The sequence below is a fragment of the Cysteiniphilum sp. QT6929 genome, assembly GCF_030035755.1.
Classification (GTDB): Bacteria; Pseudomonadota; Gammaproteobacteria; order Francisellales; family Francisellaceae; genus Caedibacter; species Caedibacter litoralis.
Genome location: NZ_CP103983.1, coordinates 911,450 through 925,836, shown reverse-complemented (window position 1 = coordinate 925,836; position 14,387 = coordinate 911,450). Strand labels below are relative to the sequence as shown.

At 39.8% G+C, this 14,387-nt stretch carries 9 protein-coding genes; 7 read left to right on the top strand and 2 right to left on the bottom strand.

Annotated elements, in window-relative coordinates:
• Nucleotides 1-5: 5 nt before the first annotated feature.
• Complete coding sequence (gene mutS, locus NYP54_RS03900; protein WP_283157247.1) at nt 6-2,627, bottom strand: DNA mismatch repair protein MutS; 2,622 nt, start codon at nt 2,625-2,627, stop codon at nt 6-8.
• A gap of 167 nt (nt 2,628-2,794) precedes the next feature.
• On the opposite strand from mutS, the gene waaC reads away from it, so the two are divergent.
• The 3 genes from waaC to metH all read left to right on the top strand — a co-directional run bounded on the left by waaC (nt 2,795) and on the right by metH (nt 8,685).
• Nucleotides 2,795-3,811, top strand: coding sequence for a lipopolysaccharide heptosyltransferase I (gene waaC, locus NYP54_RS03895; RefSeq protein ID WP_283157246.1), 1,017 nt, complete (start codon nt 2,795-2,797; stop codon nt 3,809-3,811).
• Between the two features lie 157 nt (nt 3,812-3,968).
• Nucleotides 3,969-4,910: a hypothetical protein gene (locus NYP54_RS03890; protein WP_283157245.1), complete on the top strand. Its 942-nt coding sequence runs from the start codon at nt 3,969-3,971 to the stop codon at nt 4,908-4,910.
• A 127-nt stretch (nt 4,911-5,037) separates the two neighbouring features.
• Nucleotides 5,038-8,685 carry a methionine synthase gene (metH, locus tag NYP54_RS03885; RefSeq protein WP_283157515.1) on the top strand — a complete coding sequence of 1,216 codons (3,648 nt, stop codon included), beginning with the start codon at nt 5,038-5,040 and terminating at the stop codon, nt 8,683-8,685.
• Here the strand turns inward: metH and NYP54_RS03880 are convergent.
• Nucleotides 8,677-9,039 carry a hypothetical protein gene (locus NYP54_RS03880; RefSeq protein ID WP_283157244.1) on the bottom strand — a complete coding sequence of 121 codons (363 nt, stop codon included), beginning with the start codon at nt 9,037-9,039 and terminating at the stop codon, nt 8,677-8,679. The two genes, metH and NYP54_RS03880, sit on opposite strands and share 9 nt — an antisense overlap.
• Nucleotides 9,040-9,320: 281 nt before the next feature.
• Between NYP54_RS03880 and NYP54_RS03875 the strand changes: the two genes are divergently transcribed.
• The 4 genes from NYP54_RS03875 to NYP54_RS03860 are packed head-to-tail and all read left to right on the top strand — an operon-like array spanning nt 9,321 to nt 14,386.
• Nucleotides 9,321-11,423, top strand: coding sequence for a Tex-like N-terminal domain-containing protein (locus tag NYP54_RS03875; RefSeq protein WP_283157243.1), 2,103 nt, complete (start codon nt 9,321-9,323; stop codon nt 11,421-11,423).
• Nucleotides 11,424-11,467: 44 nt separating this feature from the next.
• Nucleotides 11,468-12,682, top strand: coding sequence for an aminotransferase class V-fold PLP-dependent enzyme (locus tag NYP54_RS03870; protein WP_283157242.1), 1,215 nt, complete (start codon nt 11,468-11,470; stop codon nt 12,680-12,682).
• Complete coding sequence (locus NYP54_RS03865) at nt 12,588-13,307, top strand: BON domain-containing protein (protein WP_283157241.1); 720 nt, start codon at nt 12,588-12,590, stop codon at nt 13,305-13,307. The genes NYP54_RS03870 and NYP54_RS03865 overlap by 95 nt, the downstream gene beginning before the upstream one ends.
• Nucleotides 13,307-14,386, top strand: coding sequence for a bifunctional nicotinamide-nucleotide adenylyltransferase/Nudix hydroxylase (locus NYP54_RS03860; RefSeq protein WP_283157240.1), 1,080 nt, complete (start codon nt 13,307-13,309; stop codon nt 14,384-14,386). The genes NYP54_RS03865 and NYP54_RS03860 overlap by 1 nt, the downstream gene beginning before the upstream one ends.
• Nucleotide 14,387 lies beyond the last annotated feature (1 nt).

The following is a 14,387-nucleotide window of genomic DNA, read 5'->3' as shown; positions in this document are numbered from 1 at the left end:
TGAATTTAAACCAGTTGTTTCTCTGCAGTTTCAAGCGCTGATTTTAGGTCAAATAGTGTGGTCATTGCTTCAATTGGGGTGAGTTTGTTAGGATCGAGTGCTTTAAGCTTTTCAATCACCAATTCATAATCATGCGCTATGTCATGATCATGCTTGTCATTATGATCATGGTGAGCTGTGAAACTAAAGTCCAAACTTTGCTGAATAGGCGCGTAAGGATCGCTATCGCGCATCTCCAGTCGCGATAGAATCTTTTTGGCATTCTTTAATACATCATGGGGCACGCCTGCAAGCTTCGCCACTTGAATACCATAGCTTTTAAGTGCGGCGCCTGGTTTGGCTTGATGTAGGAAAATAATCGTATCTTTATATTCTGTTGCCTCAAAGTGGATATTCTCTAAAGTAGGGTACTGTGCAGCTAAGTGAGTCAATTCAAAATAATGTGTGGCAAAAAGTGTATAAGCTTCGATTTTTAACAGCTTTTCAGCGCATGCCATTGCCAGTGCTAAGCCATCAAACGTACTGGTGCCACGTCCAATCTCATCCATTAACACGAGGCTCTTATCCGTTGCATGACGCAAAATATGCGCGCATTCTGTCATCTCCACCATAAAAGTTGAGCGCCCAGAGCTAATATCATCAGATGCACCAATACGTGTGTAAATCGCATCAATATCACCAATTAATGCATTTTGCGCTGGAACGAAGGACCCTAAATGTGCAAGAAATACAATATGCGCAATCTGGCGCATATAGGTAGATTTCCCGCCCATATTGGGTCCGGTAATGATTTGTAAGTGCTTTTGCTGATCCAAGCGATTACTATTAGCAATAAAAGGCGATTTAGATAAAGCTTCAATCACTAAGTGACGCCCGTCTTTGATATCCAAAATCTTATCTTTTGATAATTGCGGACGGTTTAACTTTAAGGTGATCGCACGCTCTGCTAAATTCGTTAAAACGTCAATCTCAGCAATTGCTTTTGCGGTTTGTTGAAGATCTTGATACATCACAAGAATCTGTTCCAAAATATCCTGATATAGACTTTTCTCATAGGCGAGTGCTTTTTCCGCACTGCTTAGAATCTTATCTTCAAAGGATTTAAGCTCAGGTGTGATGTAGCGCTCAGCATTTTTGAGTGTTTGTCGGCGCGTGTAATCAACAGGCAGCTCTACTTTATGCGCTTTCGATATTTCAATATAGTAACCATGCACTTTATTAAAGCTAACCTTTAACGTGTTGATACCAGTGCGTTCACGCTCTTGTTGTTCCAGTTGAATTAAATAATCACCTGCATGCTGACTGATGTTTCGCAATTCATCAAGATGTGCATCAAAACCTTCCTTTATTACACCGCCATCGCGAATGGTGATCGGTGGTTCATCAACTAAAGATGCATTTAAAAGTATCAGAATTTGCGGTAATAACGTTAAATGTTTGGCATGTGTGATAAGCAATGGATCATGCTGATTGTTTTCAATTGTTGCTTTGAGACCAGGTAAAATACTTAGGGTATGTCTCAGCGCAATTAAGTCTTTGGGTTTGGCACTATTTAAAGCAATACGTGAGGCAATGCGCTCGATATCTTGGGTTTGCTTAAGCAAATGTTGAATATCATCAATTGCGGTTTGATTGATTAAATCTTGTATTGCATCTTGGCGGCTATTCAAAATATGATGATCTTTCGTTGGCGATTTAAACCATTGCTTTAATAAGCGATTGCCAAGCGCTGTTTGGCATTTGTTGATAATCGCAAAAAGTGTGTGATTGCCTTTGCCTGAGAGGCTTGTTTCAAGCTCAAGGTTACGTCGACTTGAGGCATCAATATTTAATAAGCTCTCATCAGATTCGATAGTGATATTGTGTAAATGTTTCGGAGTTGCTTTTTGCGTATTCTCCAGATAATTAAGCAAAGCGCCAGCAGCTGATATTGCTAAAGATTTTTTATTGAGCTCATCAGTTAAGGCATTTTGACCAAAGTACTGTTGAATTAATTTTTTAGCACCCATTAATTGAAATTCCCACTCGGGGCGCTTTTGGATAGAGATTTGCTCATTTCTCAGATTAGATTGAACTTCATCGGAGTTGGTCTCACAAATCAGTAACTCTTTAGCCTTTAAGCGATGCACTTGATCGTGAAGTGTGTTCGTTCCACATTTGATTTCAAGCACCTTAAGCTCACCTTGTGTAAACTCCAAATAGGCAATGCCTATACGTGTTTTACTCTCAAAAACTGCCATTAGAATATTGCTATCGTGACTATCGGTAAAGCTTTCTTCAGCGACAGTTGCCGGAGTAATAACACGCACAACTTCACGTGCTACGGGACCTTTGTTATTAACATCACCCACTTGCTCACAAATAGCTACACTTAAACCTTGTTTGACCAAGCGTGATAGATAATTCTCAGCAGCGTGATAAGGTACACCTGCCATAGCAATGGGTTCACCATTTGATTTGCCGCGTGTTGTAAGGCTGATATCCAGAAGTTTAGCGGCTTTGTGCGCATCGTCATAAAATAACTCATAAAAGTCACCCATGCGATAAAATAAAAGCGTCTCAGGGTATTGAGATTTAATCGTTAAATATTGCTGCATCATCGGTGTGTGCGTGCTTTCAGTCGACATGGCGTAGTTATCTAAAAATATCAATGCTGAGTATTGTACATGATAGAGTGACGACTTTTAATGGCTATTTTAACAAAACGTTTTAACTTGTGCCCATAGCATTGTCGTTTAAAAATCATTAGAATGTGGGCGTCAATAATAAAACAGATGATGATTTATAAAAGTTAATGAAAAGATGTTTAATTGTGAAAACATCATCTCTAGGTGATGTGCTGCATACGCTACCAGCGTTAACAGAAGCCAAAAAGCAAATGCCTGAGATTGAGTTTGACTGGGTGGTTGAAAAGGCTTTTGCTGAGATCCCTAAGTGGCATCAGGCCGTTAATGAAGTGCTTGAAGTAGAAGTGCGTAAATGGCGTAAGAATATATTTAAATACTTTGCTGAAATTCGTGCGTTTAAAAAGAAACTTAAGTCAAAGCGTTATGACTATATTATCGATGCGCAAGGATTGTTGAAAAGTGCTTGGATTACCAAGGGTGCCAAAGGTGTCAAATATGGCTTAGATAAGCACTCAGCGCGCGAACCTGCCGCAAGCTTTTTTTATCAGCATAAAATTGCGGTAGCCAAAGGGAGCCACGCGATTTTGCGAGTTAAAGAACTATTTTCCAAGGTGTTTAATTATACGGCTTCAGATGAAATTGACTATGGCATTTCTTATCAATGGCATAAACAAAGCACGCATAAACAAGTGGTTTTCTTACATGCCACAACGTGGGCAAGCAAGCATTGGTCACTCGCGCATTGGCAGCAATTAGCGAGGTTATTAGTCGATGATGGTATTAAAGTGCTCTTACCATGGGGCAATGATGATGAAAAGCGTCAAGCGCATGAGATTGCACAGAATCATCAAAATGCAGTGGTTCTTGATAAAATGAGCTTGACGCAATTAGCGGAGCTTTTTAGTCAAAGTGACGCCGTTGTGTCTGTTGACACCGGATTATCGCATTTGGCAGCAGCTTGTAATGCGCCTGTAATTGGCATGTATGGCTCGACATCCGCCAAGCTAACAGGTGCTATTGGTAAACAAGTGACACATGTGTCATCGAAGTTAACCTGCTCGCCTTGTTTAAAGAAAGTTTGCCCGATTACCAAAGATGTTTTTGCACCATGCGAGGTGGCAATCTCTGCGGAATCAATTTATGAGCGCCTAAATGCGTGGTTGAAGTCAGATTCGTTGGCATAGTTTACTTACTGACGTTGTATACCCATAGATAATGGCTACTCATTTGCCTGTTTTATTTGTGTTTTTATTTACGTATATTAGACTTTGATCATGTGGTTTATCGGCGGTATAGATATCCGTTAGCATAAGAACAATAAACAGGTAGTCATCATAAATTATGGATAAAATTATATTAGGTGTGCATGGGCTATTAAATAAAAATGCCAAAGAAATCATCCAGACATGGTGGAAGTCTGCTATTGAGGAAGGACTTGAGAAAACCTGTGGTTATGATGAAGGTATAAATTTTCAAATGGTCTATTGGGCGGATCTTTTGCATAAATATCCATTGCATAATGATGAGGCGTATTATTTTGATGAGTTATACGATGATGAGCCTTACTATTATTTAGAAAAAGAAAATTTCCCACGTTATGCGGACTCATTAATCAAAAGAATGGGCTTGCTTGGTCAAAATGCAGTACGTAAATGCGTTAACTTAATTCAGCAATATGACCCAGTATCTTTTTGGGCAGCCAATAAATTATTTCGCGATATGGCGTATTACTATAATGACGAGGTTGAGATTTATGATCGCAAAGGGCAAAAAAGATCATTACGTAAAATTTTGATGCGTGAGCTGATCGATGCGTTAAGCGTGCATGCTAAAGAGTGTAAAGAAATTATTGTTATTGGGCATTCAATGGGGTCTATTATTTGCTATGATGTGTTGCGCAATATCCGTTCATTTTTGCCTGATATTAATATTAAATGCTTTATCACGATGGGATCACCTTTAACTTATGCGATCACCTACAAACATCCTTTTTTAGAACTTACAGATGGTCATTTTAGAAATAAGCCACGCACCCCAAGTGCCGTGCAGTCATGGTATAACTTCTCTGATCCACGTGATGTCGCATGTTATCGGCTGAAACTGGGACCACTTTATGGTCCCAATCATCAAGGTGTGCAAGTAGTTGATCAACTAGTGTTTAGTGATTATGGAATTTTTAATAAAAAGCTTGGCAAATATCATCATAATCCCCATAAATCCTATGGCTATCTGCGTTGTCCTGAATTCTCAGAGCTTATTTATAAGTGTTTAGATAAAAGTTAGCTGCTATGCCCGAAGTGGGTAATCAGGGGATGATTTATAAAAAATCAGGGCAAAATAGCCTACTCATCCCCAAACAATCGTGTTACTTTTATTGATTACCTATTACTTAAGCAAAGAACCTTTATTTATGTCTACTTACGAGCAGTTACAATCGCTATTGAAAATGCATATTTTACTTCTTGATGGCGCGATGGGCACGATGATTCAAGCCTATGATTTAACTGAAATGGACTATAGAGGACGAATGTTTAAGGAGGTGACATCAGAGCAAAAGGGCAATAATGACTTATTGAACTTAACGCAACCTGAGATTATTCAAACGATTCATGAAAAGTACTTGGCAGCTGGCGCTGATATTATTGAAACCAATACCTTTAATAGTACGTCTATTTCTATGGCGGATTACGCGCTTGAAGATCATGTCTATGAGATTGCTAAAGCCGGTGCCGAAATCGCTAAAAGGGCGACGCTAAAATATACGACAACAGATAAGCCGCGTTTTGTTGCCGGTGTGTTAGGTCCCACAAATCGTACCTTATCCATCTCGCCAGATGTCAGTGATCCAGGCTTTAGAAACATTACTTTTATGCAATTGGTGAGCTCCTATCAAGAGAACTTGCGTGGCGTGATCGATGGGGGCTCTGATATTATCTTGGTTGAAACGATCTTTGATACTTTAAATGCAAAAGCGGCGATTTATGCAATTGAAGATTATTTTGAAAAGCATAATGTATCGATGCCTGTGATGTTGTCAGGAACGATTACCGATCAAAGTGGGCGCACCTTATCAGGGCAAACGGTTGATGCTTTTTACTATAGCCTAAAGCATGCCAAAGCCTTATCGATTGGGCTTAATTGTGCTTTGGGTGCGGATGATTTATATCCACATATTGAGGCTTTGGCCAAGACTGCCGAGGGGTTTGTTAGCATGCATCCAAATGCGGGATTGCCTAATGCTTTTGGTGGTTATGATGAAACCCCTGAGATTATGGCAGATAAACTTAAACCATTTATTGAGCATCATCTGGTTAATATCCTAGGCGGGTGCTGTGGCACAACACCTGAGCATATTGAAGCGATGGCAAAGCTTATTGAAAATGTAGCGCCAAGAGCGATTAAACCAAAAGCTAAAACACTCTGTTTATCAGGTTTAGAAAGTTTAGTGGTGACACCAGAGAGTAATTTTATCAATATCGGTGAGCGTACCAATGTCTCAGGATCATTAAAGTTTGCCAAACTCATTCGTGATCAAGACTTTGAAGCAGCCCTTCATGTCGCACAAGAGCAAGTTGAAAATGGTGCGCAAATCGTTGATGTCAATATGGATGATGGCATGCTAGATGCTAGAGCTTGCATGGAGCGCTTTTTAAAGCTTATTGCCACTGAACCTGATATCTCCAAAGTACCGATGATGATTGATTCCTCCAAATGGGAGGTGATTGAAACGGGTTTACAACAGATTCAAGGCAAAGGTGTGATTAACTCCATTAGTCTTAAGGAAGGAGAAGACGAATTTATCAAGCATGCTAAGCTTGCGCTTCGTTACGGGGCTGCGATTGTTGTGATGGCATTTGATGAACAAGGACAAGCGGACACTTTACAAAAGAGAGTAGATATTTGCCAACGAGCCTATGATCTTTTGGTTGAGAAGATTGGATTTCCGCCCGAGGATATTATTTTTGATCCGAATATCTTTGCCGTTGCCACAGGTATTGAGGCGCATCATAGTTATGGTATTGACTTTATTGAAGCAACAAGAGAAATCAAAAAGCGCTGCCCACATGCGCGCATCTCTGGAGGGGTTAGTAATGTCTCGTTTTCTTTTCGTGGCAATAATTTGGTGCGTGAAGCCATTCATTCGATCTTCTTATATCATGCGATTAAAGCCGGTATGGATATGGGAATTGTTAACGCTGGACAAATTACGATTTATGAAGATATTGATCCCAAACTTAAACAATTGATTGAAGAGGTGATTTTAAACACACGTAAAGCGGCAGCTGATGAGCTTGTTGAATATGCGCAAACCTTATCTGGCACAAAAACAGACAAAAAAGAAGATCTTTCTTGGCGCAAGCAACCGGTGACTGAGCGTTTAAGCTATGCCTTAGTGAAGGGTATTAATCAATATATTATCGAAGATACTGAAGCAGCAAGAGTGGAGCTTGGTAATCCCCTAAGTGTGATTGAAGGTCCTTTGATGCAGGGGATGGATACTGTTGGTGATTTGTTTGGCTCGGGTAAAATGTTTCTGCCACAAGTCGTCAAATCAGCACGTGTCATGAAGCAGGCAGTTGCTTATCTTGAGCCATTTTTGCAACAAGAGAAATCCCAAGCACAAAAAGCCAAAGGTAAAATCGTGCTCGCCACGGTTAAGGGCGATGTGCATGATATCGGTAAGAATATTGTGGGAGTGGTGCTGCAATGTAATAATTATGAAGTCATTGACTTGGGTGTGATGACGCCCTATCAGAAAATCATTGAAACTGCCAAAAAAGAAAATGCCGATATGATTGGTTTAAGTGGTCTTATTACGCCGTCACTGGATGAGATGATTACCGTTGCCAGTGAGATGAAGGCGCAAAATGTCCATTTGCCCCTTTTAATCGGTGGTGCCACCACATCAAAGATCCATACTGCGATGAAGATATTACCAAAACATGACTTGCCAACGGTGCATGTATTAGATGCATCGCGCGCGGTGTCAACGATGGCAAACCTTTTAGGAGATAATAAAGAGAGTTATTATCAGAAGATCAAAACTGAATATGAGCATCTGGTCGCGCATTACCAAAAGAGCAAACAAGCGCGCGAAATTTATGCCTATGAGAAATGTAATAACCAAAATTTAAAATTGGTATTTGATCAACAGACGATTCAAAAGCCTAAGCAGTTGGGTCGATTTGTATTAACAGATTATCCATTGCAAAGGCTTGTTGATCGGATTGACTGGAGTCCATTTTTCCATGCTTGGGAGCTAAAAGGCAGTTATCCTAAGATTTTGCATGATCCGCACAAAGGGCAAGAAGCGCAGAAACTTTTTAGTGATGCTAAAGAGATGCTAAAGCAAATTATTGATGAGAAGTGGCTTAAAGCTAATGCCGTATATGGCTTGTATCATGCCAATAGTGTTGATAATGATGTTGAAGTGTATGATATAAATGGTTCAACCTTGGCAAAATTTCAGACCTTGCGTCAGCAAACGGGTAATCCAAATAAGGCATTTGTCGCGTTAAGTGATTATATCGCACCAAAAGCTCTTAAGATCGATGACTATATTGGTGCGTTTGCTGTTACCACAGGGATTGAAACCTCTGATCAACTTAAAACATTTGAGAAAAATCATGACCAGTACAATGCGATTATGTTTAAAGTGTTAGCCGATCGCTTGGCTGAGAGCTTTGCTGAGCATTTACATGAGCGCATTCGTAAAGATTTTTGGGGGTATGCTACAGATGAGTCTTTTGATAATGAGGCATTAATCAAAGGTAAATATCGTGGCATTCGTCCAGCATTTGGCTATCCGGCTTGTCCAGATCACACCGAAAAAGAGACGCTATTTAAGTTATTAAACGCGCCTGAAATGGGGATGCATTTGACTGAGTCGATGGCAGTAACACCTGCGGCAAGTGTTAGTGGGCTTTATTTTGCGCATCCTGAGAGTAAGTATTTTGGTGTAGGTAAAATTGCTGAAGATCAGCTTCAAGATTATGCCAAGCGTAAAGGCATGAGTATATCAGAAGCTGAGAAATGGCTGCGTCCTAATTTATTTTGAGATGCTAAGATTAAACTCGCCTAATCCCCAAAAACCATCTTTACCGGTGACAGCTTTGTCACTATCTAATGCCATAAAGCCTTTGATGGTGCGCACGACAAGCCAGATTACCCACCAGATATACAAAAGATAACCGATGATAATAAAAGCTAAAACAATCGATAAGATCAGATAAATAAGACCATACCAGAAGGTTTTAATCTGAAAATCAAAATGCGTCTTAAGGGCAGGTGACACATCATGTTCATTTCTTTTGACATACGCCATGATTAACCCGATTAGCGCGGTAATACCGGTAAATAGACCGACGATATAGAGGATGTAGATAATTTTGGCATAGGTTTCGTTTTTCATAGATGTCTTTGTTTCCTTTAATGTATGTAATCAATAAGAATTAAGTTGAGTTTTAATTATTCCTCTTATTCGCGCAGCGTGAGCTGCACGACCTCTCCCGCAGGGGGAGGTGAGAAATAGCGTAACTTATTTCTTCATCATTACTAATATTGTTGATGACAGCTTGCCTTAAGCTTGCTAAATCTGCAAGCGTGTCAGTGTGGGGTGGCTATAATTAATGATGGACATCGGCAATGAAATCGCTGAAGATAGCAAACATAATTAGCATGCCTAAATGTTTCATGAATTTACAGCAACTTGCGACACAAAGTGGATTGTCGATTAAAGCCACTGAGAATATTGTTTCACTGTTAAGCGAAGGGGCAACCATTCCCTTTATAGCGCGTTATCGCAAAGAGATGACAGGTGGGGCGAGTGATACAGAGCTTAGAAATTTTTATGAGTATTATCAGTATTTACAGAAATTTGACACGCGCAAAGAAGAAATTATTCATACCTTAACCGAGCGTGGTGTTTATGACGAGTCATTAAAAAAAGCGCTTAATGAAGCCAATACATTAAATGATTTAGAAGATATTTATCAACCCTTTAAGCAAAAACGTAATACGCGAGCGCAAGTAGCGATTGAGAAAGGACTGCAGCCGTTAGCAGATATTCTACTTAAAGCCTATGATAGTGAGGCTGCATTTTATGATCGTGCTAAATCATTTGTCAAAAATGGTATAAAAACCGTTGATGAAGCAGTGCAAGGTGCGATGGATATTGTCGCTGAAATTTATGCTGATAATGCCAAAGAGCGCGCCTATGTCCGTGATCAGGTATCGCGTTTTGGTAGCTTACAGGTTAAAGCGACCAAAACATGCAATGCCCAAGGTAACTTTGCGCAGTTTGATCAATATCAATCCAATGTTAATAAAATACCTGGGCATCGCTTGTTAGCGATTTTTCGTGGTGTGACTGAGAAAGAGCTAAGCATTAAGATTGAAATAGATCATGAACGCTATAAAGAAACGATCACACGCTTTAAACTGCCAAGACATGCTGCGGGTGTGTCAGCATTGTTGATAGAGGCTTATTATGATGGCTACAAGCGATTGTTATATCCATCAATTGAACGTGAGGTAATCAATACGCTAAAAGAGAAAGCAGAAAGCTCAGCAATACATGTTTTTGCTGATAACTTGAGCCATTTACTGATGATGCCACCGGTTAAGGCGCATGCCGTGTTAGGTGTTGATCCTGGCTTTAAAACGGGTGCTAAATTAGCAGTCATTGATGAAAAAGGTATGTATTTGGCAGAAGCGGTTATATATCCAGCACCGCCGCATAACAAAACAATAGAAGCTAAAAAGATCGTCAATGACCTAGTCAAAAAATACCAAATTGATACTGTGGCAATTGGTAATGGTACGGCATCGCGTGAGTTACAAGATTTCTTTGCTGATTATAATAAACAAACAGAACATAAACTTCGCTATACCGTTGTCTCTGAAGCAGGCGCTTCGGTGTATTCAGCTTCTGAAGTGGCGGAAGAGGAGTATCCACAGTTAGATGTTACGGTAAGAGGGGCTATTTCGATCGCGCAACGCTTACAAAATCCGATGGCAGCATTGGTGAAAATTGATCCTAAAGCCCTAGGTGTCGGTCAATATCAGCATGATGTCGATCAAAAGAAATTGGTACAAAAATTAAGTGATGTTACCGAAGCGGTTGTCAATAATGTCGGTGTTAATTTAAATACCGCCTCAGCGCAGCTATTGGCATATGTTTCGGGCTTAAGTCCACGTTTAGCAAAAGAAGTCGTAGCATATCGCAATAAAGTGGGTGGCTTTAAAAATATAGCGGAGCTTAAGAAAGTCAAGGGCTTGGGCGATAAAGCCTTTGAGCAGTGCTCAGGCTTTATGCGTATTCCTGAGGCACATGATCTTTTAGATAATACCGGTGTGCATCCTGAGCATTATGCGATTGCTAGAGGACTATTAACAAAATCAAATGACGAGCTAAAGCAGATCGATATTGTAAGTTTTGCCAAAATGTATAAGATTGGCGAGCCAACCTTAAGAGATATTATTAAAGAACTGCAAAAGCCTGGGTTTGATCCACGTGATGAATTGCCTGAAGTAAGCTTTAGTGCTGAAGCCTTGGATATAGATTCGCTTAAAGTCGGCATGATGGTCTCAGGTGTTGTGCGCAATATCACAGACTTTGGGGTTTTTGTCGATATAGGCTTAAAAAATGATGGTATGATTCATATTTCTAAATTAAGTACTAAGCGCGTCAGTCATCCCAACGAAGTGGTGAGTTTGAATGAGCAATTGCCACAGATTAAAGTCATTAGTATTGACCTTGAACGCCAGCGAGTTGGGTTGAGTCTTGTCGGCTAATATAAAAAATATAAAGAATATAAAAAATAAATGATTTAGAAATTATGAGTAACAGTAGAATAACGCGCTTATTGCACCTTGAGAATGATGACGCATATCACGCGATGAGCATGCCTATTTATCAAGTAAGTACCTTTGATCAACACAATAGTAATGCATTTGAATATTCACGGGTGCAAAATCCAACACGTCGCTATCTAGAAGCGCAACTGGCTATTTTGGATGAAGCGCATGCGGCATTTGCGGTGAGCAGTGGTTTGTCAGCACTTAATATTGTCTTAAGCATGTTAAAAGCAGGTGATGTGCTTATTGTCGGTTGTGATTTTTACGCAGGATTATCGTTTATCTTAGAAGAGATGTGTCAGGAACGTGGCATTGTGATTAGGCAGATTGATTTACAAGAGCCTGATCATTTGGTTAAAGCAATAAGTGCAAAAACCAAGATGGTGTTATGCGAGACAGTGTCTAATCCGTTACAGAAAATAACACCTATTGCTGATTTAGCTAAGATCACGCAAGCGTGCAATATTTGCTTAGTGGTTGACAATTCATTGATGTCATCATACGGTTTTATGCCGCTTAAGTTTGGTGCGGATATTGCTTTGCAATCATCTACTAAGTATCTCGTAGGGCACGCTGATGTTACCTCAGGCGTGATTGCGACTAATACACGGTTTAAAGAAAAGATTGCGAAGATTATTCGCCAAACAGGTTATGCATTAGATCCATTTCAAGCGTGGCTATTATCCAGAAGCTTAAAAACAGTGCATCTGCGTATGGCTGAGATTACTAAAAATTCAGCAGCTGTTTATACACTATTAAAAGCAAGTAAATGCTTTAAAAATATTTATTATGTTGGTGATTTGACTCAAAAGCATGCGCATTGGCTTAGCGAAAACTGTGAGTCTTTAGGTGGGCTTTTAGCGGTTGAATGTGTTGATCAAGCGCAGTTTGAGCGGTTTTATCAGAAATTAAAATCCTATTTTCCAAAAACAGTGAGTTTTGGTGCGGTACACTCCTCTTTGAGTCATCCAGCAAGCATGTCACATAAAGATGTTCAAAAACTGCAACAAATTCAATTACAAGTTTCACCATGGTTGTTAAGATTATCCATCGGTTGTGAGGTGTTAGCGGATACACTCACGATATTTCAGGAGTTTATCGATGAATATAATCAAACAGCAAAAGCAGAAAAAGCAGAAAAAACAGAAAATACAGAAGAAAAGCAAGGTTGCAAGAAAAGCATCAACCAATATTAAAGTCATATCATCACTTATTTTAGGCATTAGTCTAGCTGGTTTGTTAAGTGCTTGTGCGCCAGTTGTGATCGCCGGCGCTGGAGCTGCTGTTGTTGGAAGCAATGTTGCCGGCAGTAGTGTCGATGGTAAAACCAATGCCTCGGATAAATCAATTCAATTTAAAGCGATTTCATTATTAAATGATTATCCCGCACTGAAAGGCAACTCCAATGTTGAGCCAGTAGTCTTTAACCATATTATGCTGCTATTGGGGCAAGTCCCAAGTGAGATGCTTAAAACGGAGCTTGCTAATCGCATGGCTAAAATCCCTGGTGTTAAGGTGGTCTATAATCAGCTAACTATCGGTGATCCAGTCGATATCGGGGATTATTTGTCGGATAGTTGGATTACCTCTAAAGTCATTTCATCGATGGTTTCAAGTGGCGTCAATAGCCTGAAGTTTAAAGTGGTCACTGAGAAAGGTGTGGTATATCTTATGGGTGTAGTCACCCAGAAAGAGGGTAATCAAGCATCGAGTATTGCCGCAAATGTTTCTGGAGTTAAGAAAGTCATTGAAGTGTATGATTATGTGTCGTATCCAGTTGAAGCACCAAAAGTAGAACAGCAAAGAATAGAGCAAAAATAATGGGTAGTCTAACGCAAGAAGAATCAAAAAGAATGAAGTATGATTATGCTGTGTTTATCGGGCGATTTCAGCCGTTTCATGTTGGACACCTGCATAATATACGTTACGGATTGTTGCATGCAGAAAAAGTTATTATTTTAATTGGTTCAGCTTTTAGGGCGCCAAGTATAAAAAACCCTTTCTCTTATGAAGATAGACGCGCAATGATTTTATCTGATTTAAAAGCTTCGGATATTGATCTGGAGCGTATTATTATCGAACCGGTTAGTGATTGGTTTTATAACGAAGCAGGTTGGCGCAATGAAGCGCAAGAGCGAGTTGAGAAGTACGCAGATAAAGACAGTCATATCGCGATTATAGGGCATCAAAAAGACGCTAGTAGTTATTATTTGAAATGCTTTCCAGCATGGCAGCATATTGATGTCACTAATTTTGATGACTTTAATGCAACAGACTTTCGTGTGAAGTTCTTTAAAGATCATGTGCTGGATTCAGATTATCTTATTGACAATGAGGATGACAAAGGCAGTTTAAAAACCTTGCAAAGTTATATGCAAACAGCCAGTTATCAAGCATTGTGTGATGAGTTTGATTATATTGAGAATTACAAAGCATCTTGGCAAGATGCGCCATTTAAGCCTGTTTTTGTCACTACTGATGCAATGGTGCTGTGCAACAAGCATTTATTGCTTATTCAAAGAAAGCAGGCACCGGGCAAAAATCTATGGGCATTGCCTGGTGGTTTTCTAGATCAAGATGAGCGTATTATTGATGGTATTTTGCGTGAACTAGAAGAGGAAACAACGCTGTCCATCATGCCAGAAGAAATACCTCAAACACTGATAGCGCAAGAGGTTTTTGATCATCCGGATCGCTCATTACGCGGGCGTGTTATCACGCATTTAGGGTTGATTACTCTGCCACAAAAAGAGCTGCCGCAGGTTACTGCTCAGGATGATGCCAAGGCAGCAAAATGGGTTAAGCTGGATGATGTACTTGAGAAAATGTCCGATTGCCTTATGGATGATCACTATCAGATTATTAAGTTTATGACATCTAAATATAAGCTGATCACCTAAT

Bases quoted from the DNA above. Each gene is read 5' to 3' on its own strand.
- mutS (WP_283157247.1), bottom strand. From the start codon at position 2,627: ATGTCGACTGAAAGCACGCACACACCGATGATGCAGCAATATTTAACG.
- waaC (WP_283157246.1), top strand. From the start codon at position 2,795: ATGAAAAGATGTTTAATTGTGAAAACATCATCTCTAGGTGATGTGCTG.
- NYP54_RS03890 (WP_283157245.1), top strand. From the start codon at position 3,969: ATGGATAAAATTATATTAGGTGTGCATGGGCTATTAAATAAAAATGCC.
- metH (WP_283157515.1), top strand. From the start codon at position 5,038: ATGTCTACTTACGAGCAGTTACAATCGCTATTGAAAATGCATATTTTA.
- NYP54_RS03880 (WP_283157244.1), bottom strand. From the start codon at position 9,039: ATGAAAAACGAAACCTATGCCAAAATTATCTACATCCTCTATATCGTC.
- NYP54_RS03875 (WP_283157243.1), top strand. From the start codon at position 9,321: ATGAATTTACAGCAACTTGCGACACAAAGTGGATTGTCGATTAAAGCC.
- NYP54_RS03870 (WP_283157242.1), top strand. From the start codon at position 11,468: ATGAGTAACAGTAGAATAACGCGCTTATTGCACCTTGAGAATGATGAC.
- NYP54_RS03865 (WP_283157241.1), top strand. From the start codon at position 12,588: ATGAATATAATCAAACAGCAAAAGCAGAAAAAGCAGAAAAAACAGAAA.
- NYP54_RS03860 (WP_283157240.1), top strand. From the start codon at position 13,307: ATGGGTAGTCTAACGCAAGAAGAATCAAAAAGAATGAAGTATGATTAT.